The organism is Nostoc sp. (genome assembly GCF_036917655.1).
Lineage (GTDB): Bacteria > Cyanobacteriota > Cyanobacteriia > Cyanobacteriales > Nostocaceae > Nostoc.
Genome location: NZ_JBALCY010000009.1, coordinates 16,489 through 38,059, shown reverse-complemented (window position 1 = coordinate 38,059; position 21,571 = coordinate 16,489). Strand labels below are relative to the sequence as shown.

Here is a 21,571-nt window from a genome sequence, read left to right as displayed (position 1 = left end):
TGTTACGCTATCCCCATCACTAAGCACTTCTTAACGCTACAATCGGATCGAGTTTAGCAGCGCGACGTGCAGGAACAACACCAAAGAATAAACCAATACCACCAGAGACACCAACTGCCATAGTAATCGCTGTTGGAGAAAGACTTGCTTCTAAGGGAGTCAAGGCTCCCACTAATAGAATGCCACTAACGCCAACCGCAGTCCCAACTAAACCGCCTGCGGCTGAAACTATTACTGCCTCAATGATGAACTGTAGCAAAATATCTTGTTCAGTTGCGCCGATCGCTTTTCTCAATCCGATTTCTTGAGTGCGTTCGGTGACGGAAACAAGCATAATATTCATGATGCCAATGCCACCGACAAACAACGATATACTTGCGATCGCAGCTAGCATAATTGTCAATGCACCTGTGATTTGACCGACAGTTTGCAAAGCATCTTTTTGAGAGCGAAGAGTAAAATCATCTTCACCATTAATTTTGTGCCGTAGACGCAACAAATTAGTAATTTGAAACTCTGCTGCATCCACGCTTTCTGAATCACGAGCGGCAGCAACGAGATAATCTAAGGCGATCCCATAAGGAGAATTCTTTCCCACAAGTCGGTTGGCTGAGGTTGTGATTGGTATCAAAGCAGCATTATCATAATCTGCTCCCACGCTGGAACCTTTGGCTGTTAACGTCCCAATCACTTGAAAGCTGGTATTTCCAAGTCGCAATTGCTGACCGATGGCGTTACTATTGCCGAATAGTTTTTCTGCCAAATCTCCACCTAGCACAACAACTTGGTTACTTCGCTTGATGTCTACCTCAGAGAAAAACCTACCTTTAGCAGTCTCAAAATCCCGCACCGATAGGAAGCTGGGAGTTGTGCCAATAATATTGACATCAGTGTTTCTGTTGCGGTATATAACTACCTGTCTGGTGTTTAATTCGGGAGCAACTCCCACTACTGTTGGAACTTGAGAGGCGATCGCTTCGGCATCTTGTAACACCAGAGTTTTTGGCACTTCAAAAGAGATCCGCTGAGTTTCTCGATTACCTGGCAGTATAAACAGCACATTTGGCCCTAATGACTCCAGCTGTTTATTCACGTACTTTTGCCCACCTTCACCAATGCCAATCATGGCAATTACTGAGGCGTTGCCAATAACTATACCCAGCATCGTGAGGGCGCTACGCAGCTTATTTGATAGCAGGGTTTTACCTGCCATTTTCAGGCTTTCTAAGAGGTTCATACTAATTCGGAATTAAAATTTTTAAAATCTTGTGATCAGAGGTTTTCCATTTGTTAACCTGCTGTTGAAACAATATATTCTTGCCAAGAGAATTATTTATTATTTTGTTCCTTGGCCTTTTCAATTTTGTAGTCTTTCGGTGGGTTCACAAACACGCGATCGCCTTCTTTAACTCCCTCTAAAATCTGAGTTTGCTCTTGGATTTGCGCCCCAACTGTAATTTCGCGGAACTGGGGTTTATTGTTTGCATCTGGTACGAGTACGCCAGTTTTACCCTTTTCGGTGACGATTGACACTGTTGGTAACACCAAAGCATCATTGACGCGATCGCCCAAAAAAGTCAGATCCACATTTAAGCCAGAACGCAGTTTATCTATGCCAGTATCAAGAGCAACCCGCACTTGGAAGGATGTCACACCTTGTTCCACCACTGCTTCTGGAGCAATTAGGCGCACATGACCTTTATAAACTTGATCGGGATAGGCATCGGCGACAATTTCCACCTGCTGTCCCTGTTTAATTCTGCCAAGATCGGCTTCGGGAACTTGAGCTAATATTTCTAAACCGCGTGCTACAGCGACAATTGAACTGGAAGTTGCCGACGCACTAGTAGAAGCAGAAGTTGTGGGTGTGACAAACGCCCCTGGTTCAGCATACTTTTGCGTCACAATTCCCGAAAGAGGAGCGCGAATAATTGTATCTTCCAACTGCACTTGCACACCCTTCAATTGAGCCTCAGCAGATGCAACAGCTGCTTGCCGCTGGGCAATTTCCTCAGAACGAGTGCCATCTTGCAACAGGAGCAATGCTGCCCGTGCTTCATTCACAGCTGCTTGGCGTTGATCGATTTCCTCAGTTCGAGTCCCAATTTGGAGTAACGACAATCGTTTTTTAATTTCTTCTAAACTGGCTTTAGCACTTTTATCTTCACTGATAGCTTGATCGAGTAATTGTTTTTTCTCTGCTCCCTGTTCGTATAAGTATTGATAACGCTTTACCTGTCCACTGGTGTAATTCACCTTTGCTTGAGCCGCATCCACTTGAGATTGAGATTGGGCAATTTCTTGGGGACGATTACCAGCTCTCGCGGCGGCTAACTGGGCTTGAGCTTGTGCTAATCGCGCCCTACTTTCAGCGATTTCTTGAGGACGACTACCAGCAAGGGCTTCGGCTAGTTGTGCTTGACTTTGGGCTAAATTAGCCCGGTACTGGCTCCTTTGAGCCTCAATGCCGGCACTATCCATGCGGGCGAGAATTTGCCCTTGTTGAATGCGATCGCCTTGTTCCACATATAATTGCGACAACACTCCGGGGTTCTTCGGACTAATATTTACGCTCTGAACTGGCACGACTTTGCCACTAGCTGTAATCCGCAAGGTGACGTTTTTCGCTGCTACTGGCACAGTTAATTGAGCAATGTCTTCTTTGTTTGTCCTTTGATTTACCAGGGTGTAGGTTGTGATACCAACAACCAAGACACTCCCTGCTATCAGCCCCATCAGCCAGCGTAATGGATACTTAACTTTGCCAATAACAGGAATTTCTATGTGCGTAGCCATATCTAGAAGCCTATAAATCTTGCTTTATGCGAGTAGCCTGTAATAAAAGGGCAAGTGCAGGAATGCGGAGTTGTTAAAATTTTTGGATTAAATGTTTAATTACTAAACTAATAACTAGACGCATAATTAGCTTCATAGTTGCTTAATGTTCCTTCATAATAAGTATTAAATATCTGTATGTCTTCACCTGAATGGGTGACTTTAGCCACATTGTTAGGTCAAACTTCGCCAGCAGACGGACTACAAGTGAGGTTGCACTTTATTTCTACCCAGGCTGAAACCTGGGATTACCCGTAGCTTGCTTTTAATTGACACATTTTTAGCGATCGCCACTGTTGCACTAAAGAAGCCACAATACTTAAGATGCTCGGCTTGCAGTATTGAAGCATTATGGTTGACGTAGACGCAGGCAAAGCCGGAGACGTTTCCGTTGCTTTGGGATTGTCGTCAAACAGATCATCATAACTGGTTACTTCATCGAAAAAATAAATAAAGTCGAATTCAATAAGCAAAATACCTAAATGAGAAAGCATTTAAACTAAATGCTTTCTCAATATGCCTGGTTGCTTACTCGTTTCAGTAGATTTAGCAAGCAAAAAGGCATATTGCTTTCTCAAAATGCCTGATTGCTTACTCATTTCGGTAAATCACGCACTCATTTTGATGTTTTCCGCAAGCAAAAAGGCATATTTCTTTCTTAATTCCCTGTTTGCTGACTCATACAGCACTTCCCGAACTTATGAGGTACACTAATTGATCGAATTACCGTTTGTCTGTGCTAATAGCATTCCAAGTATCTGTACCTCATAGCAGCAGGAAGTGCTGTATCATCGACACTCTCCACGTCTAAGAGGTTGTTTGAAAAGTGTTTGACTGTGATTTTAGGCACTTATTGATCGGGGATCTGAAAGAGCCAACTTTTTAAGGGGGTTGGGGGATCTCATCTGCGTAAGTCCTATAATTAACAAGAGTGGTGTAGTATGCCAAACAAGCAATACCTACGGTGGGTTAAGCTAATGCAACGACAAAACTTAGTGTCATAACGACAGCATTACGGCAAGCTCAGGAACCATCGGGATTTAAATCCCCGTCTGAACGCAAAGAGCGTGCCGTAGGCAAAATTTCTTTAATTTTGAATTTTGAATTGTTAACTATCTCTTTATGACAAACACTATTTCAATTACCGATTCCCTGGTTCCTAATCCTGTACCGAAACTAGCAATCATTCGACTAGAAAACATTTTCAAGATTTATGGTAGTGGCGAAACAGAAGTACGAGCGCTAAATAATGTCAACCTAATTGTGGAACAGGGCGAATATTGTGCAATCATGGGGCCTTCAGGTTCTGGTAAATCCACAGCCATGAATATTATCGGTTGTCTAGACCGTCCCACAGGCGGACATTATTACTTAGATAACCTCGATGTAGCCCAAATGGACGATCGCTCATTAGCACACATCCGTAATAAAAAGCTGGGGTTTGTATTCCAACAATTCCATCTATTGCCTCAACTAACAGCATTAGAAAATGTCATGTTGCCGATGGTGTATGCTAATATCAACGCAAAAGAAAGAAGCGATCGCGCAACAGTTGCGCTAACAAGAGTAGGTTTAGCAAATCGCCTCAACAACAAACCAACTCAACTATCTGGTGGACAACAACAACGAGTAGCGATCGCTCGTGCGATCGTCAATCGTCCCGTGGTACTCTTAGCCGATGAACCCACCGGCGCCCTTGATTCGCGCACAACCCAAGAAGTCTTAGATATTTTTGGCGAACTCAATGCCAGTGGAATCACCGTTGTCATGGTAACTCATGAGCCAGAAGTTGCCCGTCAAACCCAGCGCATCGTTTGGTTCCGTGATGGTCAAGTAGTACACTCCAACCTCACCCCAGCCGAATTGAATCATCTTACTGTGTCATAACTTAATTAAAGTCCGCAAAGGCGGACTTTGTTCGGGTAGCTGCAACTTCTAGTCGTTGGGGCAAAGATAGGTTTTGGATGTGGATTTAGTCCGCAAAGGCGGACTTTGTTTGTGTAGCCGCGACTTCTAGTCGTTGGGGCTGATAAATGCGGTTTTGATATGATTACAGACTTGACGTTTTCCCAGTTTCTGCTTGCGTTGCGATCGGCTTAACATCGGTGTAACCCACTTCACCAGCTATTGTCCGAAACACCGACATTTGTTCTTCAAATTCTAATCCTTCAATTTGCGAAACCAAACCTTTAATTTCTTTAGTTGGCTGGTAGGTGCTTGGCAAATCAACCACCGTATCTCCCATAGCTACCGCCCAAGCATACCAAACTAACAGCTGGTTGTTTTCTTTTATCGCCCCATAAGCACGGGAATATTCTGTATCTTTGCGGTTAACTATATCCCGCATAATATCTAGTTGCTGCTCATCTGATAACTCAAAATAGTCTCCTAGCAGAAGTGGTGCTAACTCTGGTTCGGCAGCAGCTGGAGCAGCTGGGGTGATCGAGTCACCCATTTTTTTATAAACCAAATAGAACCAGGCTAATTTTGCATCGGTATCTAAGGCGTTAAACCCGTCCACCAATTTTTGAGTTTCATTGCTCTGGGCTTGAGAAATAGTTTTATCGTAACTTGCAGTCATAAATTTGTTTCCAAGAAAATTTTACACACCAAACTAAGTGGTACCAGAGTTTGATAATCAGATTCTACTACCCATAGAAAGAGTTAAATTAATTTAAAATTGCAGCTTTAATCTACCTTTTAATAGAGGTAAAAGTCTCCCCCAAGAAGCAAGAAAGCAGCACACTAATTTGCTATAATTGCCACAACAATAAAAAATTTACCTAAGGTTTTAATTATGCCTGATGAAGAAGTGAAGCCCAATTTAAATGAAGCTTCCACCCAGGATGCACAATTAGCTGCCGATAGCATAGCTAGTGGTGAAGAAAAAGCGCCAACGGTCAATTTTGATGCTGATTATGCAACTGCACAACAATTTAGCGTGAGTGAAGTTGACCGCACAGGTAAAGGTGCAGCAGCAGCCGAAGCAGCGACTGCACCTAAATATCAAACCTCTAAACCACAAGAGACAAAAACCCAAACCCAGTCAACTGGTAATCCTGATGATTTTCTTGAGTTAGCAAAGGAAGTTGGGAATTCTCCGACTGAGGGTGTAACTAATGTCAGTGATGATCTAGTACAACAAGCTTTGGAAAAGGGTGAACGGAAAAATTAAGTTTTCCTGATATCTTACTATTTTGTCGGGTGGGCAATCTCACAAATATTAAAATTGAAGTTCTCGGCATTGCTAGACATTGCCCACCCTACTGTTTTATTAAATCGTCAATAGTTAAGATTTTCACTATCGACTTTTGACTAATTAACGAGTATTCATCACTTCTAGTAGTTCGCTAGGTCGCTGAATTAAATAATCTGGATTTTGCTTGGCTAGTACTTCTGGTGAGTTAAATCCCCAAGTGACTGCAATCACTTGGATATTTGCTTTTCTTGATGCTTCTATATCTCTGGTTTCATCTCCGACATAAATAACTTCTTGAGGTTTGAGTTGATTTTGCCTTAATACATTATTGATTATGGTTGTTTTGCCAAAAATTGTAATTCCTGAGTAGATAAAATCAAATAGGTGATTTAAATCATTAATTGTCAGGAATTGTGTAACATTTTCTTTAGAATTAGAAGTGATTATGCCCAGTTTATATCCTTGATTTTGGAGTTCTGTTAATGCTTCTTTAATTCCCGGAATGGGCTTTAATTCTGGGATTTTGTTCTTTAATTCCCCTTTAACTTTTTTAACTAGAAAAGGGATCTTAAATAGAGAAACTCCTGAGTACTTAATAATTTCCCTAGATGTTAAATTTTTAAGGAGGGCTAATTGCTCTGGACTTATGTGTCTATAACCAAAATCTACAGCTAGACGATTAGCAATACTAACAAGGGCATCTACTGTATCAGCAATTGTGCCGTCAAAATCAAAAATAATTACTTTCGGGGTCATTCTTTCGCCTGGATGCGTCAAGATTAGCTAGGGCGTTGCGTCGTAACATTTCTGGCTTAATCCGCCGCAAGGCAGATGCTGGAAATCGTTTATCCCACTCCTGATCTGAGATTTGGGCTAATTCTAGCAGTTGGGGAGCAATATTCCCAGGATAAGGCTGAAACTCTGCAATATCAGTTGTGCTGGCAAAACGTTGATTCCAAGGACAAACATCTTGGCAAATATCACAACCAGCAACCCAGCCTTGCAAATGGGGTATGATTGTCTCTGGTAATTCCTCGGCTCGATTTTCAATGGTATGATAAGCAATGCAGCGATTAGCATCCACCACAAAAGGCTGAGTAATTGCACCCGTAGGACAAGCTTGAAGACAACGAGTACAGCTACCGCAGTGTTCTGTATGCGGGCGATCGCTCTCTAATTCCAAATTTGTCAACACTTCTCCCAAAAATACCCAAGAGCCATATTCTCGTGTAATCACATTACCATTCTTGGCAATCCAACCAATTCCGGCTAGTTGAGCCAACACTTTATCTGGCACCGGGCCAGTATCTGCATAATAGCGAGCTTGTACGCCTTGAGCAAGTGATTCTAGCCATGTAGAAAGCTGCTTGAGTTTTTTATGCATTACCTTGTGATAATCCCTTCCCCAACCATAACGGGAAATTTTGGCGTATTCCTCGCCTTTGGGACGTTGATGTGGTGTGTAGTAATTTAGCGCCACACACACTAGCGATCGCGCTTCTGGCATCACTAAGCGGATATCCTGACGTTTTGGGTTAGCCATCCATTCCATATCGGCGTGATAACCCAGTTCAATCCATGCTTGCAACCTCTGCGCTTCTGTAGCATCTACCCTATCTACAGCAGCAATTCCAACTTTGTGAAAGCCCAACTCACTGGCTTTTTCTTTCACTACACTGCTGCTTGTTACGGAATACTGATTCATTTTTTTTATCTGGATTTTGCCTAACTAAAGGCAGATTAATTATACATTACGTAGTCAATACCTTTGATTAAGATTTGTTGCTCATCCGACATATAAATTTTATTTATAGCCCAATGCGTTGCCTCCCTGATCCTGGGTGAACTTAATTCCCTCCTTTTTAAGCAGGGTTAGGACAGCCTCCTGCTGAATTTTGCTGTAAAACTTCCATCGTGAGGAAGATTTGCCAATATGTGCCAATCTATCTCAATAGCAGCTTTCTTTTTAGCTATTTTTGTATTGAAATTAATATTTAGTTAGTATGATACAGGCAATTCTATGACCTCTGCTGAATTTATATCCCCAGCGCAGTCAAAAGAAGAATTCCAGATTGAGGGAATTACAGACCCAAGTGTACTGCGTTATTTTGAAACCTTAAATGCAGGAGAATTTGAGGCAACTGCTGCCTTGTTTGCGGTAGATGGTGTGATGCATCCACCATTGGAATCTGATATTGTAGGGAAAGATGCGATCGCAGCCTACTTAAAACAAGAAGGCCAAAACATTAAAGCTTACCCCAACACAGGAATAGCTGAGACTTTAGAAAACGCTACGATCCAAGTCCAGGTAACAGGCAAAGCACAAACTTCGTGGTGTAGTGTAAATGTCTTGTGGCTATTTATCCTCAACCAACAACGGCAAATTCTCTATACTAGAATCAAACTTTTAGCTTCCCCTCAAGAGTTACTTTCTTTACGTCGGGAAAAGTAGCAAATAACTATAACGACTTAGGCAATGTTTGCTCACACCCAACACATAAATCTAGGCATCGAAAATTCATATAAATCACATGGCTTGAAAAATAGTAACTTTTGTCTATTGCACTAATTCGGGTAAAGTAGCTTCTAACTTGAGACAGTTGGCACCATTAACCTGCAACTGGTAATCTACTTTATCCATGAGACGATTCATAATTAGCCAACCATAACCACCTTCTTGTTTTTCCATAGGGTTTGGAGCGTAGTAGGTAGACATATCAAAGCCTTCGCCATAGTCCCAAACTTCTAGGGCAAGCTCCCGGTCTTTCACTTCCAAACGCAGTAAAATCGGTAAATTTGGTTTGTCCTTGTGAGCATGACGCACTGCATTTGAGTAGGCTTCTACCAAAGCCAGTCTCAAACGACTTGATTGCCGTGACCAATCCACAGATTCTCCTAGCTGAATTTTCAAACATCCCAGTAACCAGTTTTCGACAATATTAAGAAAATTCAAGTCACTTGGTACATGAAGCTCGCTTTTCATTACTTACAAAATCTCCAGTGAAAGTATAGTTTGATCGTCTTCTTGAACGTGGTTATCTGCCTGGATGCGAGCTAGTAAATGGTTAAGAGAAAGCGGTTGTTCCTCTTGTTGTAAGAGTTGCCAAAGACCATCTTGATTCAGCATAGAACGGTTAACTGGGTTAACGCCAGACTCGGTATTTACTGTTAAATCAGAATCATTTGATATCATTGCTTCCGTAATTCCATCGCTAGCTAGTAACAATGTGTCTCCAGTAGCGAGAACCAAACGACCAGACTCTGCCTGCCACTTGGGCAAGATTCCTAAAGGAACGCTGCGGACTTTGAGGTAATTAGGATTGTCGGCTAAAGCGTCTTGGCGTGACCATAACAGTGGATAGATATGACCGGCATTCGTGTAGACGAGTTCCTTCGTGCCAGGGGTATAACACGCTAACACAAGGGTGATGAAATAATTGTTGCTAATCAAGTCTTCACTGAGAGCGTGGTTGAGGTTCTGCATGACCACATTTGGCTCGGCTGGCGCTTCTTGAGATAATTCTCGGCGCAAGACTGAAATAATACTAGCCATAAATAAAGCAGCTGGGACGCCCTTGCCAGAAACGTCACCCACTGCCAACCACAAGTCACCTTTGGGATGAACAAAAACTTCAAAAAAATCGCCTCCTACCTCCCGCGCTGGGTAACAACAGGCTTGCACTTTCACACCTTTGATGTCAGGTAAAGTTTGGCGTAGCAAGTTGTATTGAATTTGGCGTGCTACCTCCAACTCATTATGAATCTGCTGTTGCTTTTCTTGAAGGCGCTGGTAGAGTTTTGCTTGAGAGAGGGCTAAGGCTGCTTGTTCGGCAACACCTGCAATCAGTTGGATGTCTTCGTCTTGCCAGGGGCGATCGCGTCCCCATTGGTGGAGGGCCAGCACAGCCAACAAATGCTGCTGGTAGCTAAGTGGTACAACCAGATGGTGACACGGATTACCGTCGTATATTTCTTGAGCAAGTTGATAATGACGGGTTTCCAGGACTTTTTCAATTAAAATACTGGGGTCGAAGAAGCAATCTAATACACTGGATTGAGGATCGCGGTATGAGAACTGGTCTTGTGTGAGGCGATCGCCCTCTACTGGTCTGAGCAAGCAACTGGTAGCTTCAAATGTTTGTCCAAGAGTTGCTACAATTTTTTGCAGCATACTGTCGTAGTCTAGAGACTCCCGAATTGCCGTTGTTACCGCATTAAACAAAGATTCTCGCCGTAGGGCCCGACGTAACTCTTGCGTGCGCTTCTTAACTAGGCGATATGTATCAGTGGCTTGCTCAACTAACGCTCTCAGTCGATCTGGATTCCAGGGTTTGGTAATGTACTTGAATACCTGACCAGAGTTAATCGCATCCACCAAATCTTCGACATCAGTAAAACCAGTTAACAAAATCCGAATCGTGTCTGGAAAGTGCTCTACGGTGCGACTAAAAAATTCCGTGCCACTCATTTCTGGCATTCTTTGGTCAGAAATAATCACCGCCATTTCGCCAAATTTCTCCAAGATTTCCAGAGCACCAAAGGCATGATTGGCTTTATATACTTGAAAATCTCGCCTAAAAGTGCGGTAGAGTAAGTCTAAGTTATCTGGCTCATCATCTACCACCATGAGCTTAAGTTTGTCCAGCCCGATCTCAGCCATATTTGACTTTAGTTTTCACATAGATATTTGAATGGCGAGATAGTATGATGTTTATCCCACCTGATAAATAACAGAAAATCAGAGAAGCCATTCACTTTGAAAATATAACTTTCTCAAAGTTGTAAGTTTCCCTTGATCATCCTCAATTGCTCCACAGCAAAATTAACTTTATCCAACCAACCCAGAACGCAAGGCGCGGACTGCTGCTTGGGTACGGTCATCGGCACATAGCTTATTCAAAATATTGCGAACGTGAGTTTTAACAGTCCCAACAGTGATGTAAAGTCTTTCCGCAATTAGTGCATTACTACAACCTTCGACAATCAACTGTAGCACTTCTAACTCCCTTTCTGTCAGGGTGTAAGGTTGAATTCCTTCCAGATTCTCGACATAATCAGGGTTAGAGGCAATAGTCTTGGTATCTCCAAAAGCCGATTCCAACTTTTGGGGATTTTGTTGCGCTTGTTGTAATACAATCCGAGCGATCGCCGGATCGATCCAGGCGTTGCCATTGTAAGTTACTCGTACTGCTTCCAGCAAATTATCGAATTTGATATCCTTCATACAGTAAGAGTCTGCACCAGCGGCAAAAGCTGCCAACACAGCTTCTTTGTTATCCCGCAGCGTCAAAATTAACACCTTTGTGACTAGCTTCTGCCCATTAGCAGTAGATTTTACCTCCCGTGTCAGCTCAATGCCATCCTTATCTGGTAAACCGATATCTACAATGGCAATATCTGGTTGTACCGTTTTTAACATCTTTAGTCCCTCAGCAGCATTGGCAGCTTCACCTACAACTTCAATTTCATCCTTTTGCAGTAGTGCTGTCCGAATACCCACACGAGTTAGGTCATGATCTTCAATCAGAGCGATACGAATTTTACTCATAGCCAACTTCAGCCCGTTACACTTACCTTAACCGTAAAGTCGAGTTTCGTGACATACTCCCACACTAACTGCAAGCAGTATAGTGGGGGCTTTTCTGTTCCCGGAACCAGAGTTGCGAGTTGAGCGTTTTATACTTAGTTAATATTATACCTTAAAAATAAAATTTGGACTGCTTCACCCCAAGTACAAGCGCCCAAGACTAATTAGGGACTTCCAAATAAAAAAATATCCCATCGCTTTAGGGACAGGGAGCAGGGAGCAGGGGGAGGGAAAGTCGTAGTGAAGTCCAGAAATTGGATAATTTATTTTTTGGAGTTCCCTTAGTTTAATTATCAGGACTTACGCAAAAAGGCAGTGAAAGCCTTGATTTACCGTAGGGGCAATTCATGAATTGCCTCTACATTTCGTAGTTGATGCGTAAGTCCTAATTATGCTTTCTCTTGTTGCAGGGCAATGGGGAATCTCTCCTGCCTAAGTTTCAATATAAAAAAATTTGATAAACTTAACATTCAAGCAAAATCTGGTGTGAGAGTTAATCAAGAATAGGCTATGTCTAACGGCAATCAAGCATTTTCAGTGTTGGGAATACCAGTTCATGTGATGGCTAATTATCCAGGCTGGTTGTTAGAATGCCTGCACGCAGGCAGAGGAACTCATGTAGTAACGCTCAATGCAGAAATGATTATGCAGGCAGAGCGAAATCAATTCTTAGCTCAGGTGATTAAAAATGCTGAACTCGTGATTCCAGATGGAGCCGGGGTTGTTCTGTATTTGCGGTGGCTGTTATGGCAAAAAGTGCAGCGTTTTCCGGGGATTGAACTCGCAGAAAAACTTTTGCAAGAACTTGGGCAACAGAAGACAGGAGCAAAGGTATTTTTCTATGGAGGAGCGCCAGGAGTGGCATTAACTGCGGCAGATTTTTGGCAGCAGCAAATTCCAGATTTGAGTATAGTAGGCACTCACTCAGGCTACCATTCCCCAGAAGAAGAAGCACAATTGCGACAAACTCTCACTCAATTGCAGCCACAAGTGATTTTTGTAGGTTTGGGAGTGCCACGTCAAGAGTTATGGATTGCCGAAAACCACCATTTGTGTCCTCAAGCAATTTGGATTGGCGTCGGTGGCAGTTTTGATATTTGGTCGGGAACTAAAACTCGCGCTCCCGCCTGGTTAGGAAATAATAATTTGGAATGGTTGTATCGGCTTTATCAAGAACCTTGGCGTTGGCGGCGGATGTTGGCTTTGCCAGCGTTTGCTATGAAAGCGTTTATTTATCGTTTGACAGCAAGGGGTGCAATTAGTTAAGAGTTATGAGTTATGAGTTATGAGTCAATACGGTTCATTTAAGGCTTAACTCTTTGTCAAAGTCAATTTTTTTAATGTAGATGCGGAGCGGCTTGCCGCAGGCTACTGCAAAGGACGCAAAAGCCGAGAAGGAAGAGATGCTTAACTGAACTGTATTGAGTTATGGGTTATGAGTGTTATTACTTACTTTATATTAAAGTCTTCAAAAAATTTTAAATTTTCTTTGTTGAATTTTAAATTCCCAGGCGAAACCTGGGAATCCTTATTTTGAGAGGAATGTCACATCTAAGTCGGCAAACTGTTTGGTGTGGGTATGAGGAAAATTTAACAATGCCAGTATTAACAACTCAAGTTAAGAAAGACAAATCCGTTCATAGAGAGGACAGTGAAACTCAACAGCACGGTAGCAATACTACTGCAAAGGTGAAATTGCAATCTGTAACCAAGACCTATACTAACGGCACTCACGCCTTGTTGAATGCAAACCTTGAGGTAAAAAAGGGAGAATTTCTGTTTATCACGGGGCCAAGTGGTTCTGGTAAATCAACGCTCTTGAAACTGCTATATGGCCAGGAGTTACCCACACAAGGAGAAGTAATTGTTGATGAATGTAATGTAGCGGGTTTACGGGGCGATCGCTTGTCATTATTGCGGCGACAGATTGGCATTGTGTTTCAAGACTACAAACTGATTACCCAACGAACAGTGGCGGAAAATGTAACTTTTGTGCTGCAAGCTCAAGGGTATACCCGTAAAGAAATTCAACGACGTTTAGAACCAACCTTGAAGCTGGTAGGTTTACTGAATAAAGCTGACTGCTTTCCAGATCAACTGTCTGGAGGAGAGCAACAGCGGGTGAGTATTGCCCGGGCGATCGTTGGTACACCACCGCTGCTGTTGGCAGATGAGCCGACTGGAAATCTCGATCTAGATAATTCCTGGCAAGTGATCCAGATTCTCCAGAAGTTAAATTCCTTTGGGGCTACAGTAATTGTTACCACCCACGATGAACAATTGGTGCGGCGATGCAATCATCCGGTAGTGCAAGTTCGCAATGGACGACTGTCTCGAAAATAAATATTGGGCATGGGGCATTGGGCATAGGGCATTGGGCTATTTCATTCTCATCTAGCCCGTCTCAGAATAAATTCTGAGTCTAATAGCGAAAGTCGTCTTTAGACGACTGAGAAAAGGTTATAGTCCGTTTTAACGGACTTTAGCTATGAGCCGCCGAACTTTAGTTCTGGGCGGTTTATGTCTAGAACGAAATAGCCCTGGGCAAAACACAAAGGGCAAATAACTAATAAACGTGGTGCTTGACTTTTGTAGCTACGGGTACGAAAGTTGTTGCTGTTTTGGGGGGTAGCGCTTGTAGGCGATCGCAGGCTTGTAAACTCTTAAAAGCTGCCTCTCGAATCACAACTTCCTCCTCTCGACTGAGTAGGAGTTGCAAGCATTCGACAACATCTTGCTGCACTGAAGAATCAACTCGCTTACGGCTGACGAATTTAGTTAGTTGACGTAGGGCAATCAACCGCTTCAATGGATCTTTTTCTGTTAAATGGACCAACAATTGATCGAGGTGGTCTTCTTCTCGATTTTCATAGAAGTTAATAATTTGCCATACCAATAAAATTAAAGTTAACAGGGTTCCCACACCTTGCACAATCGCACCAGCAGCAATCCAGGGACTGTGAGAATCAACCCAAATTGCTGCTGCCATGTAAGTGCTGACAGTACCAAGACCACCACTGACGACTGCTAAGGCTAACCGACGATTTGAACTGTTTAAGAACTTACGTATCTTAGACCAGTGCAATTGCCAGTCCCACTCCTGCATTGAGTAAACCAATACCATTACCCCAACGCCGATTAAGAGAGCCAATAGCAGCATCCAGTTCCACAACAACATAGCGATGACGATTGTCAGAAACCCAAGAAAACCCCCAGGCCCAGAGAAGCGCTTAAATGTTTGCTGCTTTATGGCTCCCTTTGTCTTGAACTTTGGAAGCGGCCAGTTCCAGTTGGGGATCTGGTTGATCAATTGCTGCCAAGAAGACGAAGCCTGTGCCACAGTGTTTACCTACTTGATTACGAAATTACCTATTGTATAAGTTTTACCAGGAATGAAGAAGGGTGAAGCCCCAAACCACAAGATGCCCGGTTTTCATGGACGGATAGGAGACTAGTACAGCACGGCGGAAATCAAGATACCATTTTAAATAGCTCAGAGCAAGGGCATAAAGGCTTTTTAAATTTTGAATTTTGAATTTTGCGAATGCGGTACTAGGCTATTTGGTACAGTCGTTCCTGTACTCTCAACGAAAACCCGTTCGATGTTTGGCGAAGCCCTTCCAGTCGGGTAGGCTAAAAAATTAATCGCATTGCATTAATTTATACTTCATACTTTCGCAGTACCTTCGAGTGTAATTGATGATCAATATACTTTAAAAGAATACCCCGACTGGGCGAGTAAGCTTAATTTGGTAACAGAGTTTTTAACGTTTTAGGTTAGAGACAAAAACGAAAGTTATCAAGGGTGAATTGACCATCAAAAGCACAGAAGGTAACGCTGTGGATGTTATTCACAGTTATAGATAATAAGGTATTGGGGGAAATTGCCGAGTCTGAATTGGCAAGATTAGCGCTTGGTAGTGCAGTTTGGCCAAGCAGTTGCCGATCGCGATCGTAGGCGGAAAGCACTAGCCGTTGCGAACTAGTGACAAAGGCACTAACCGAGTTAACCGGATGCAAGAAAGTAGCTTCTAAAAATCCGCTTTTAGGCGCTCCCATTAAAACTGTTAGCCCTGAATAGGTTGGAAATGCTGGATTTGATGGCTGTATTGCTAGAGAATTATGAAAAATGACTCCCCAGCGTTCATACTGGCGCTCTACTGCTTCAAAACACTTCAAATCTTCTAAGTCTAAACAAATACAAGTAGGTACAGTCACTCTGGCAGCATCAATAGCTGGCTCGACCTGACCCTGCCAAACTGAAGTTGTAATTTCGTTTTGTATATTAAAGTTGTCAAGCGCAAATTTAGCGTCTTCAATCGTTGGTAGTTTATTTGATTGAAGAGTAGCCTGCTTTACCATGACATCCCGCCTTACCATTACTTAGAGAATAATCAGATTATTTATACATCAAAAGTTATTGTTTCTACATTTAGAAGTAGAATTAATAGCTTATTAAAACGAGTGTTTTAATTATTCTTGACGCTCAAAATTATTTATGAGTTTCTTGCTAGACTACCATAAAAACTTATGTTTGATTCACGTTCTAGTGATGCTCGCTACCATACTAAAGCCTTATAAAACAGTAATTACAAGGTGAAGTTACTTTTTATGGTGAAAAAAAATCACCAAATCTTTACAAGTAATCCAGTAATTTTACATCTACTTAATCTGACGCTGGTGAGAAGTCTTAGAGTGATTGATTCGCCGATAATAACAATGAGTGGGGAGTTTGAACTAAATAGGTAAGTATTCTGGGGTGAACAAAGAAGACGTGGTGACGCAAAGAAATTATCAAATACTCTCTCCGTGTCCTCCGTCCCTTGCGCGTCTTCCTAAGGAGAAGTTCTTTACCCTTCTCAACTCTTGGAGAGGCTGCGCTCAGACTTCTCTTTGCGTCCACAGAACTATTCAGTTAATTGTGCCAACTAATTACTACAGTCAACAAAAAATACTTATGTTTCAACCATTAGGATTTGAACAACGCTCCATAAGTACCTCACTAGGTAGAATGGTATATTATACTGCCACTGGCTCACCTTGGCAGGACGATGTGACTGCCAAAGATGATCGGGAAACTTTGGTATTCCTGCACGGCTTTGGTGGTGGATCTTCTGCTTATGAGTGGTCGAAAGTTTATCCGGCTTTTGCCGCCGAATATCGGGTCATTGCGCCAGATTTGATCGGTTGGGGTAGGTCTGAGCATCCGGCACGGAGTTATAATATTGAGGATTATTTGACCACGATTCGGGAGTTTTTCGAGCAGACTTGTACTGGGCCAGTAACAGCGATCGCTTCTTCTTTGACCGCAGCATTTACAATTCGAGTAGCAGCCGCTCATCCTGATTTATTCAAGTCTTTAATTCTCACTACCCCCGCCGGACTTTCCGATTTTGGCGAAGACTACTCCCGTAGTTTTTTTGCCCAGATAGTCAGCGTTCCCCTTGTTGACCGTTTACTTTACAGCACTGGAATAGCCACCAGTGGGGGTATTCGCAGCTTCTTAGAGCAACGGCAATTTGCTCAGTCTAATCGAGTCTACCAAGAAATTGTAGATGCTTATTTACAATCCGCCCTACAGCCTAATGCTGAGTATGCAGCGCTGTCCTTTGTCCGTGGCGATTTATGCTTTGATTTATCCCTTTACATTCAACAGTTAACCACTCCCACCGCTATTATTTGGGGACAAAAGTCAGAATTTACAGGGCCCTCAATTGGTCGCCGTCTTGCCGAAATTAATCCCCAAGCAATCCGATTTTTTCAAGAGTTGGAAGATGTGGGGTTAACACCACAGTTGGAATTGCCAGCAGTCACAATTGGGTTAATTCGCCAATTTTTGCCTTTGCTTAATTAGTGGTTTGTTTAGTAGTCAAAGCCCCAGCTAATTTCTTACCTTCTTTACTGATCTAATTTCAACAATAATTGTGTAGCTAGACTTTGCATTGTCGAGGCTTAATAAATTAAATTAAGGGCGTTTCTGAATCATATTTCGATTTTGTAACGCCCTTAATTTCAGCTTAAACTTACTTATACGAATTTTCGCATATTTCGTATTAAAAGATACTAAATAAAAAGGCTTCTTGATTTTATTGCTTAATTGGCCATCTGCGTTAGCGTTCGCGGAGCGTCTCGTTGGCGCAGCCTCTCCAAGAGTTGAGAAGCTTACCGTACCCCTACGGGGAAGCAAGCTACGTGTAGCGTCTCGCAGAGAAGGTATCGCTCGAATGAATAGACCTCTTGCACGAATGCAAAACTACCCTCAACCCCTAACCTCTTCTCCCAATTTTGGGAGAAGGGAAGGCAATTTAAAAGTCCTTCTCCCAAGGATGGAGAGGGATTTAGGGTGAGGGCTTTTGATTTATGCAAGAGGTCTAATAATTAGTACACTGTGGCGTCAGTTTGCCTACTTTAACAAGGGGATTTTGTCCCAAGTCTTTTTAATTGAGATGGTAAGTGGATATATGCCGTGCTATACGGGCATATTTTTACAAAAGTGAGATGCTCTCAGGTCAAGTTCAAGCCGAATGGTTTCATTATAGTATTCACAATCACTATACTATCCAAACTGACTTGATAAATTGCTAATTACACAAACAAAATAAGGCATAGCAAATTTATACTAGCAGGTAGATTATCTGATGATTATTCCAGAGTCAATTAAACAATTCATCACATGGATACAAGGTTTTGACCATCGTTATTTACAAAATAAAGATGATGTAAAAGAAAAGTTTATTTTGCCAATGTTTCATTATCTCTGCTATCCAGAGAAATATCATCGTGAATACCCTTTAAAAACATCTAAATCAGGAAAGCATGGCAGAAATCCAGAAATTGCTCATATTTATTATACAATAGATGATATTGAGCAACAAAATCCAGATACCTCACTTATTTTTGTTAAAGCAATAGAGCCGCAGAAAACTAAATTAAATGACGCTATTCAAGAAGCTAAATTTTATAGTAATTATTTTAATCCCCTATTTTTTATTGTTACTAACGGATATAAAATCAAGGTTTTTAAACGCCTAGATTCCCATAGGGAAGAGTCGATATTTGATATAGATATAGATATTCTTAGAAATAATGATATTGCCTCAAAATTTTATAATCAACTTAATTTTTATTCGGTTAAAAATATCGAGAAAAATACAGTCAGTATTTTGACATATACTAAATATAACTTAATAGAAAAATTCCTAAGACGCCATCCAGATTTACAGGATATTTTAGAAAAATGTGATTTTGAGCCTTCCACTACGAGAGAAGACTACCGCTTAGTTGTTGTGAAAACGAAAGTAGCGATCGCATGTAATTTACCCAAAGCTTTTGGAGAAGGTAATTGTGAAATAGAGTTCGGCAGCGTTATTCTAAGAGGTTTAAAAATTTACTTAAATCATCAAGATATTTTAGGTCAATTAACAACTGGATTAAACACCCAGCCAGATTGGGGATGTCGTCGTTTTTTGAAACAGTTAGATAAAAATACTTTTGAGGTATATTTAGGTAAAACAACTCTAATTTTATCGGATTTAGAAGCAGTAGACTTGTGTCTGTGTATTGATGGAATTTGCCAAGAATATAAAAATTTAATAATTGAATTTGAAAATGCTTTAGAAACATGGAATTTTGAATTAGTAAAATTTTCAGAAGGTCGAGGTTTTATCCTTTTTTCTGTAAGACAAGAATTATGGGAGTTAATGCAGCAGTTTGCTAATGAATTTGATTATACTAAAGGCAAGTCAGAATGGCATCTATTCCATAGAAAAGATATATCAATTCGAGTGAGTCGAGGAATTCGCGATCATACATTTATCTTGCCAAAATTTGATAGAGACTTGTCTTTAGTGCCTAATAATCAAGTTAACATCATCTATGAGCTAAACGATGTTAATTTACAATCTATTGAGACAAGTAAATTTACCTCATGGCAGCAAGATATTGGAGTCCGAGGAACCTGGACAGCTAGATATACCAAACAGTGGTTATTAGAGAAATATATTCCAAAAGTTATTAATTATTACTCAGAAAAGTCTCAACTATCTGAAGCTGAACTTCTAGCCAAAATAACAAATTACACAAGTGAACGTGTGCTGATTAAAGAAATTGATAATATCAGAGATTTAGTACCTTATCTTCGCGACATCCAATCTTGGCTACATATAAATGTGGAAAATATTGCTGCTTCGGTCTTGAAACCATATTACCAAGCCTATACAAATTTGGTGCGTAATACTGATTCTTCCATAACAGGCATAGACTATATTATAGGAAATTTGCGTAGGGTTGAGTGGAAAAATACGCAAGAAGAAATTCTTCACAATCCCACAGACTGGAAAAACTTAACTTTTAAACATGCTATGGATTGCTTAGATAAGCAAGTAACAAGAATAAATAATTGTGAATACGAGAATAGTTTAAAAGCAGATTTAATAACTCGGACATTTATTTGGATTATAGAAAATGGTAAAATCTCTTTCTCGCAAGCTCAATTAAATGCTGCTAAACAGGCTTTGCTACCACTTTGGGAACAAAATCGCTTTGAAATGCGCCATGTGTATCCTAATCGATAAAGCTACATAATCGGCTGTAAATTCAACACAAATCCAGGTAGGACATTTTCTCCTGATAAACTAGCAGGATTGTCTAATATCTCTACATCTTTACCTGGACGATAAATTTTTACTCGCTTGTTTTTCCGGTCAATTAACCAGCCTAATTGAGCGCCATTTTCGATATATTCCTGCATTTTCTCTTGCAATTCTTTCAAGGAATCAGTACGAGAACGCAGCTCTACTACAAAATCAGGACAAATCGGGGCAAATTTCTCTTGTTGTTCTGGGGTTAAAGCATTCCATCGCTCAATTTTCACCCAAGAAGCATCAGGAGAACGTTCTGCACCATTGGGTAGGGTGAAGCCAGTTGAAGAGTCAAAAACTTCGCCTAAATTACTCTCCGAGTTCCAAATATCTAATTGAGTTGTAATTTTAACATTACGTCTGCCAGTATCACTACCTGTAGGTGGCATAATTAATAATTCCCCTGATGCTGTACGTTCAAATCGATAATCGCGGTTTTGCTGACACATCTGGAAAAATTGATCATCAGTTAAGTCGATTTTCAATTTGAGTGTAGAAGGTAAAGTGGTTGTCGTAGCGTTCATAGGCTATTGTGAGCATCTTACTTTCTAGTTTAGTGCTGTGTGAGGTGCGATCGCATAATTAGATGATGGCGATCGCACTTTACCTATTAAATAAATTTGTCTGCCCATTCGGTGCAGCTTTACCAGGATAGATTTGCTTAGAACCCTTGGGAATAGAAATCCAGCCAAGGCTTTGTAAGCGGTTAGTTAAATTAGATATCGTGATACCAAGGTGTTCTCTCATTGCATAAAGATGTTTCCAATTAGTTAAATCACGTCCTATTTGTACTTCTTCTAGTTTAAAAAGTGGCATGAGAAAGCAACTTGCAAAATACTGAGCTTGCCATTCAATTCCTTGCTGAGTACTAACACTGCGGCATAAAAATGGTTCTACAGTTTTTTCAATACCCATTTCTTGGAGTTCTGAAAATCTAGAAACCTCATTTCGATCTATATGAAGTATCCAGTGTCCAATTTCGTGAGCGATTGATGACTCTTCAAATCCTGGAGGTAGGTCACGATGATTTTCATTCATTATAATCTTACGTTCGGTGGGTAAAATCATCGCTGCAATCGCTCCATACTCATCAGCAGGTATTTCCCCACAATCCATATCCAATCCTAGAGCTTCCGCCATATAACCAGCATCAATTGGCCATTTGAGAGGATGCTGACGCTTTGCTTGCACATACATGAGAACGTCTGTCGCTCGACGCTCAATGTCATTTTTGTGAATGAAGCGATACGGCTTGATAACTTTTAACTCTGATTCATCTTTGGGAATCAAGGAATGCTGTTTGGTCACCGT

The 21,571-nt window shown here is 41.4% G+C and carries 20 protein-coding genes; 7 read left to right on the top strand and 13 right to left on the bottom strand.

From position 1 onward, the window contains the following. Positions 1–19 precede the first annotated feature (19 nt). From V7K30_RS04505 to V7K30_RS04495, 3 genes are all read right to left on the bottom strand, one after another. Positions 20–1,237 carry an ABC transporter permease gene (locus V7K30_RS04505; RefSeq protein ID WP_334997528.1) on the bottom strand — a complete coding sequence of 406 codons (1,218 nt, stop codon included), beginning with the start codon at positions 1,235–1,237 and terminating at the stop codon, positions 20–22. Between the two features lie 92 nt (positions 1,238–1,329). Next, a complete protein-coding gene (locus tag V7K30_RS04500) occupies positions 1,330–2,796 on the bottom strand; it encodes an efflux RND transporter periplasmic adaptor subunit (protein ID WP_334997526.1) in 1,467 nt (488 codons plus the stop codon). 287 nt (positions 2,797–3,083) lie between these two features. Further along, the gene (locus V7K30_RS04495; protein WP_334997524.1) at positions 3,084–3,329 is read right to left on the bottom strand and encodes a hypothetical protein; all 246 of its coding nucleotides are present in this window, start codon (positions 3,327–3,329) and stop codon (positions 3,084–3,086) included. A 628-nt stretch (positions 3,330–3,957) separates the two neighbouring features. On the opposite strand from V7K30_RS04495, the gene V7K30_RS04490 reads away from it, so the two are divergent. Next, positions 3,958–4,722 carry an ABC transporter ATP-binding protein gene (locus V7K30_RS04490; protein ID WP_334997522.1) on the top strand — a complete coding sequence of 255 codons (765 nt, stop codon included), beginning with the start codon at positions 3,958–3,960 and terminating at the stop codon, positions 4,720–4,722. A 163-nt stretch (positions 4,723–4,885) separates the two neighbouring features. Here the strand turns inward: V7K30_RS04490 and V7K30_RS04485 are convergent, their stop codons facing one another. After that, complete coding sequence (locus tag V7K30_RS04485) at positions 4,886–5,416, bottom strand: orange carotenoid protein N-terminal domain-containing protein (RefSeq protein WP_334997520.1); 531 nt, start codon at positions 5,414–5,416, stop codon at positions 4,886–4,888. A 216-nt stretch (positions 5,417–5,632) separates the two neighbouring features. On the opposite strand from V7K30_RS04485, the gene V7K30_RS04480 reads away from it, so the two are divergent. Then, entirely contained in the window at positions 5,633–6,010 is a 378-nt protein-coding gene (locus tag V7K30_RS04480) for a hypothetical protein (RefSeq protein ID WP_334997518.1), read from the top strand. 144 nt (positions 6,011–6,154) lie between these two features. Here V7K30_RS04480 and V7K30_RS04475 read toward each other — a convergent pair whose 3' ends face one another. Then, positions 6,155–6,790, bottom strand: coding sequence for an HAD-IA family hydrolase (locus V7K30_RS04475; protein ID WP_334997516.1), 636 nt, complete (start codon positions 6,788–6,790; stop codon positions 6,155–6,157). Continuing rightward, positions 6,765–7,739 carry a tRNA epoxyqueuosine(34) reductase QueG gene (queG, locus tag V7K30_RS04470; protein WP_334997514.1) on the bottom strand — a complete coding sequence of 325 codons (975 nt, stop codon included), beginning with the start codon at positions 7,737–7,739 and terminating at the stop codon, positions 6,765–6,767. The genes V7K30_RS04475 and queG overlap by 26 nt, the downstream gene beginning before the upstream one ends. A gap of 315 nt (positions 7,740–8,054) precedes the next feature. On the opposite strand from queG, the gene V7K30_RS04465 reads away from it, so the two are divergent. Further along, positions 8,055–8,486, top strand: a complete 432-nt coding sequence (locus V7K30_RS04465) for a nuclear transport factor 2 family protein (RefSeq protein ID WP_334997511.1) — start codon at positions 8,055–8,057, stop codon at positions 8,484–8,486. Between the two features lie 105 nt (positions 8,487–8,591). On the opposite strand, the gene V7K30_RS04460 is transcribed toward V7K30_RS04465, so the two are convergent. The 3 genes from V7K30_RS04460 to V7K30_RS04450 form a co-directional block, all read right to left on the bottom strand. Then, entirely contained in the window at positions 8,592–9,017 is a 426-nt protein-coding gene (locus V7K30_RS04460; protein ID WP_334997509.1) for an ATP-binding protein, read from the bottom strand. A 3-nt stretch (positions 9,018–9,020) separates the two neighbouring features. Then, positions 9,021–10,694, bottom strand: a complete 1,674-nt coding sequence (locus tag V7K30_RS04455) for a SpoIIE family protein phosphatase (RefSeq protein ID WP_334997507.1) — start codon at positions 10,692–10,694, stop codon at positions 9,021–9,023. Between the two features lie 168 nt (positions 10,695–10,862). After that, positions 10,863–11,582: a response regulator transcription factor gene (locus V7K30_RS04450; protein ID WP_334997505.1), complete on the bottom strand. Its 720-nt coding sequence runs from the start codon at positions 11,580–11,582 to the stop codon at positions 10,863–10,865. Positions 11,583–12,131: 549 nt separating this feature from the next. Between V7K30_RS04450 and V7K30_RS04445 the strand changes: the two genes are divergently transcribed. Together V7K30_RS04445 and ftsE are read left to right on the top strand one after the other, a co-directional pair. Continuing rightward, a complete protein-coding gene (locus V7K30_RS04445; RefSeq protein ID WP_334997503.1) occupies positions 12,132–12,887 on the top strand; it encodes a WecB/TagA/CpsF family glycosyltransferase in 756 nt (251 codons plus the stop codon). A gap of 330 nt (positions 12,888–13,217) precedes the next feature. Continuing rightward, the gene (gene ftsE, locus V7K30_RS04440; protein ID WP_334998135.1) at positions 13,218–13,964 is read left to right on the top strand and encodes a cell division ATP-binding protein FtsE; all 747 of its coding nucleotides are present in this window, start codon (positions 13,218–13,220) and stop codon (positions 13,962–13,964) included. A 223-nt stretch (positions 13,965–14,187) separates the two neighbouring features. Here the strand turns inward: ftsE and V7K30_RS04435 are convergent, their stop codons facing one another. Continuing rightward, positions 14,188–14,961 carry an armadillo-type fold-containing protein gene (locus V7K30_RS04435; protein WP_334997501.1) on the bottom strand — a complete coding sequence of 258 codons (774 nt, stop codon included), beginning with the start codon at positions 14,959–14,961 and terminating at the stop codon, positions 14,188–14,190. Positions 14,962–15,398: 437 nt separating this feature from the next. After that, positions 15,399–15,983: a hypothetical protein gene (locus V7K30_RS04430; RefSeq protein ID WP_334997499.1), complete on the bottom strand. Its 585-nt coding sequence runs from the start codon at positions 15,981–15,983 to the stop codon at positions 15,399–15,401. A 595-nt stretch (positions 15,984–16,578) separates the two neighbouring features. Between V7K30_RS04430 and V7K30_RS04425 the strand changes: the two genes are divergently transcribed. Together V7K30_RS04425 and V7K30_RS04420 are read left to right on the top strand one after the other, a co-directional pair. Continuing rightward, positions 16,579–17,475, top strand: a complete 897-nt coding sequence (locus V7K30_RS04425) for an alpha/beta fold hydrolase (RefSeq protein ID WP_334997497.1) — start codon at positions 16,579–16,581, stop codon at positions 17,473–17,475. 784 nt (positions 17,476–18,259) lie between these two features. Then, positions 18,260–20,194, top strand: coding sequence for a hypothetical protein (locus V7K30_RS04420; protein WP_334997495.1), 1,935 nt, complete (start codon positions 18,260–18,262; stop codon positions 20,192–20,194). A gap of 2 nt (positions 20,195–20,196) precedes the next feature. Here V7K30_RS04420 and V7K30_RS04415 read toward each other — a convergent pair whose 3' ends face one another. Both V7K30_RS04415 and V7K30_RS04410 read right to left on the bottom strand, forming a co-directional pair. Next, the gene (locus tag V7K30_RS04415) at positions 20,197–20,784 is read right to left on the bottom strand and encodes a Uma2 family endonuclease (RefSeq protein ID WP_334997493.1); all 588 of its coding nucleotides are present in this window, start codon (positions 20,782–20,784) and stop codon (positions 20,197–20,199) included. 79 nt (positions 20,785–20,863) lie between these two features. Continuing rightward, positions 20,864–21,568, bottom strand: a complete 705-nt coding sequence (locus V7K30_RS04410; protein ID WP_334997491.1) for an ImmA/IrrE family metallo-endopeptidase — start codon at positions 21,566–21,568, stop codon at positions 20,864–20,866. Between the last annotated feature and the right edge of the window lie 3 nt (positions 21,569–21,571).

Bases quoted from the DNA above. Each gene is read 5' to 3' on its own strand.
- V7K30_RS04505 (WP_334997528.1), bottom strand. From the start codon at position 1,237: ATGAACCTCTTAGAAAGCCTGAAAATGGCAGGTAAAACCCTGCTATCA.
- V7K30_RS04500 (WP_334997526.1), bottom strand. From the start codon at position 2,796: ATGGCTACGCACATAGAAATTCCTGTTATTGGCAAAGTTAAGTATCCA.
- V7K30_RS04495 (WP_334997524.1), bottom strand. From the start codon at position 3,329: ATGCTTTCTCATTTAGGTATTTTGCTTATTGAATTCGACTTTATTTAT.
- V7K30_RS04490 (WP_334997522.1), top strand. From the start codon at position 3,958: ATGACAAACACTATTTCAATTACCGATTCCCTGGTTCCTAATCCTGTA.
- V7K30_RS04485 (WP_334997520.1), bottom strand. From the start codon at position 5,416: ATGACTGCAAGTTACGATAAAACTATTTCTCAAGCCCAGAGCAATGAA.
- V7K30_RS04480 (WP_334997518.1), top strand. From the start codon at position 5,633: ATGCCTGATGAAGAAGTGAAGCCCAATTTAAATGAAGCTTCCACCCAG.
- V7K30_RS04475 (WP_334997516.1), bottom strand. From the start codon at position 6,790: ATGACCCCGAAAGTAATTATTTTTGATTTTGACGGCACAATTGCTGAT.
- queG (WP_334997514.1), bottom strand. From the start codon at position 7,739: ATGAATCAGTATTCCGTAACAAGCAGCAGTGTAGTGAAAGAAAAAGCC.
- V7K30_RS04465 (WP_334997511.1), top strand. From the start codon at position 8,055: ATGACCTCTGCTGAATTTATATCCCCAGCGCAGTCAAAAGAAGAATTC.
- V7K30_RS04460 (WP_334997509.1), bottom strand. From the start codon at position 9,017: ATGAAAAGCGAGCTTCATGTACCAAGTGACTTGAATTTTCTTAATATT.
- V7K30_RS04455 (WP_334997507.1), bottom strand. From the start codon at position 10,694: ATGGCTGAGATCGGGCTGGACAAACTTAAGCTCATGGTGGTAGATGAT.
- V7K30_RS04450 (WP_334997505.1), bottom strand. From the start codon at position 11,582: ATGAGTAAAATTCGTATCGCTCTGATTGAAGATCATGACCTAACTCGT.
- V7K30_RS04445 (WP_334997503.1), top strand. From the start codon at position 12,132: ATGTCTAACGGCAATCAAGCATTTTCAGTGTTGGGAATACCAGTTCAT.
- ftsE (WP_334998135.1), top strand. From the start codon at position 13,218: ATGCCAGTATTAACAACTCAAGTTAAGAAAGACAAATCCGTTCATAGA.
- V7K30_RS04430 (WP_334997499.1), bottom strand. From the start codon at position 15,983: ATGGTAAAGCAGGCTACTCTTCAATCAAATAAACTACCAACGATTGAA.
- V7K30_RS04425 (WP_334997497.1), top strand. From the start codon at position 16,579: ATGTTTCAACCATTAGGATTTGAACAACGCTCCATAAGTACCTCACTA.
- V7K30_RS04420 (WP_334997495.1), top strand. From the start codon at position 18,260: ATGATTATTCCAGAGTCAATTAAACAATTCATCACATGGATACAAGGT.
- V7K30_RS04415 (WP_334997493.1), bottom strand. From the start codon at position 20,784: ATGAACGCTACGACAACCACTTTACCTTCTACACTCAAATTGAAAATC.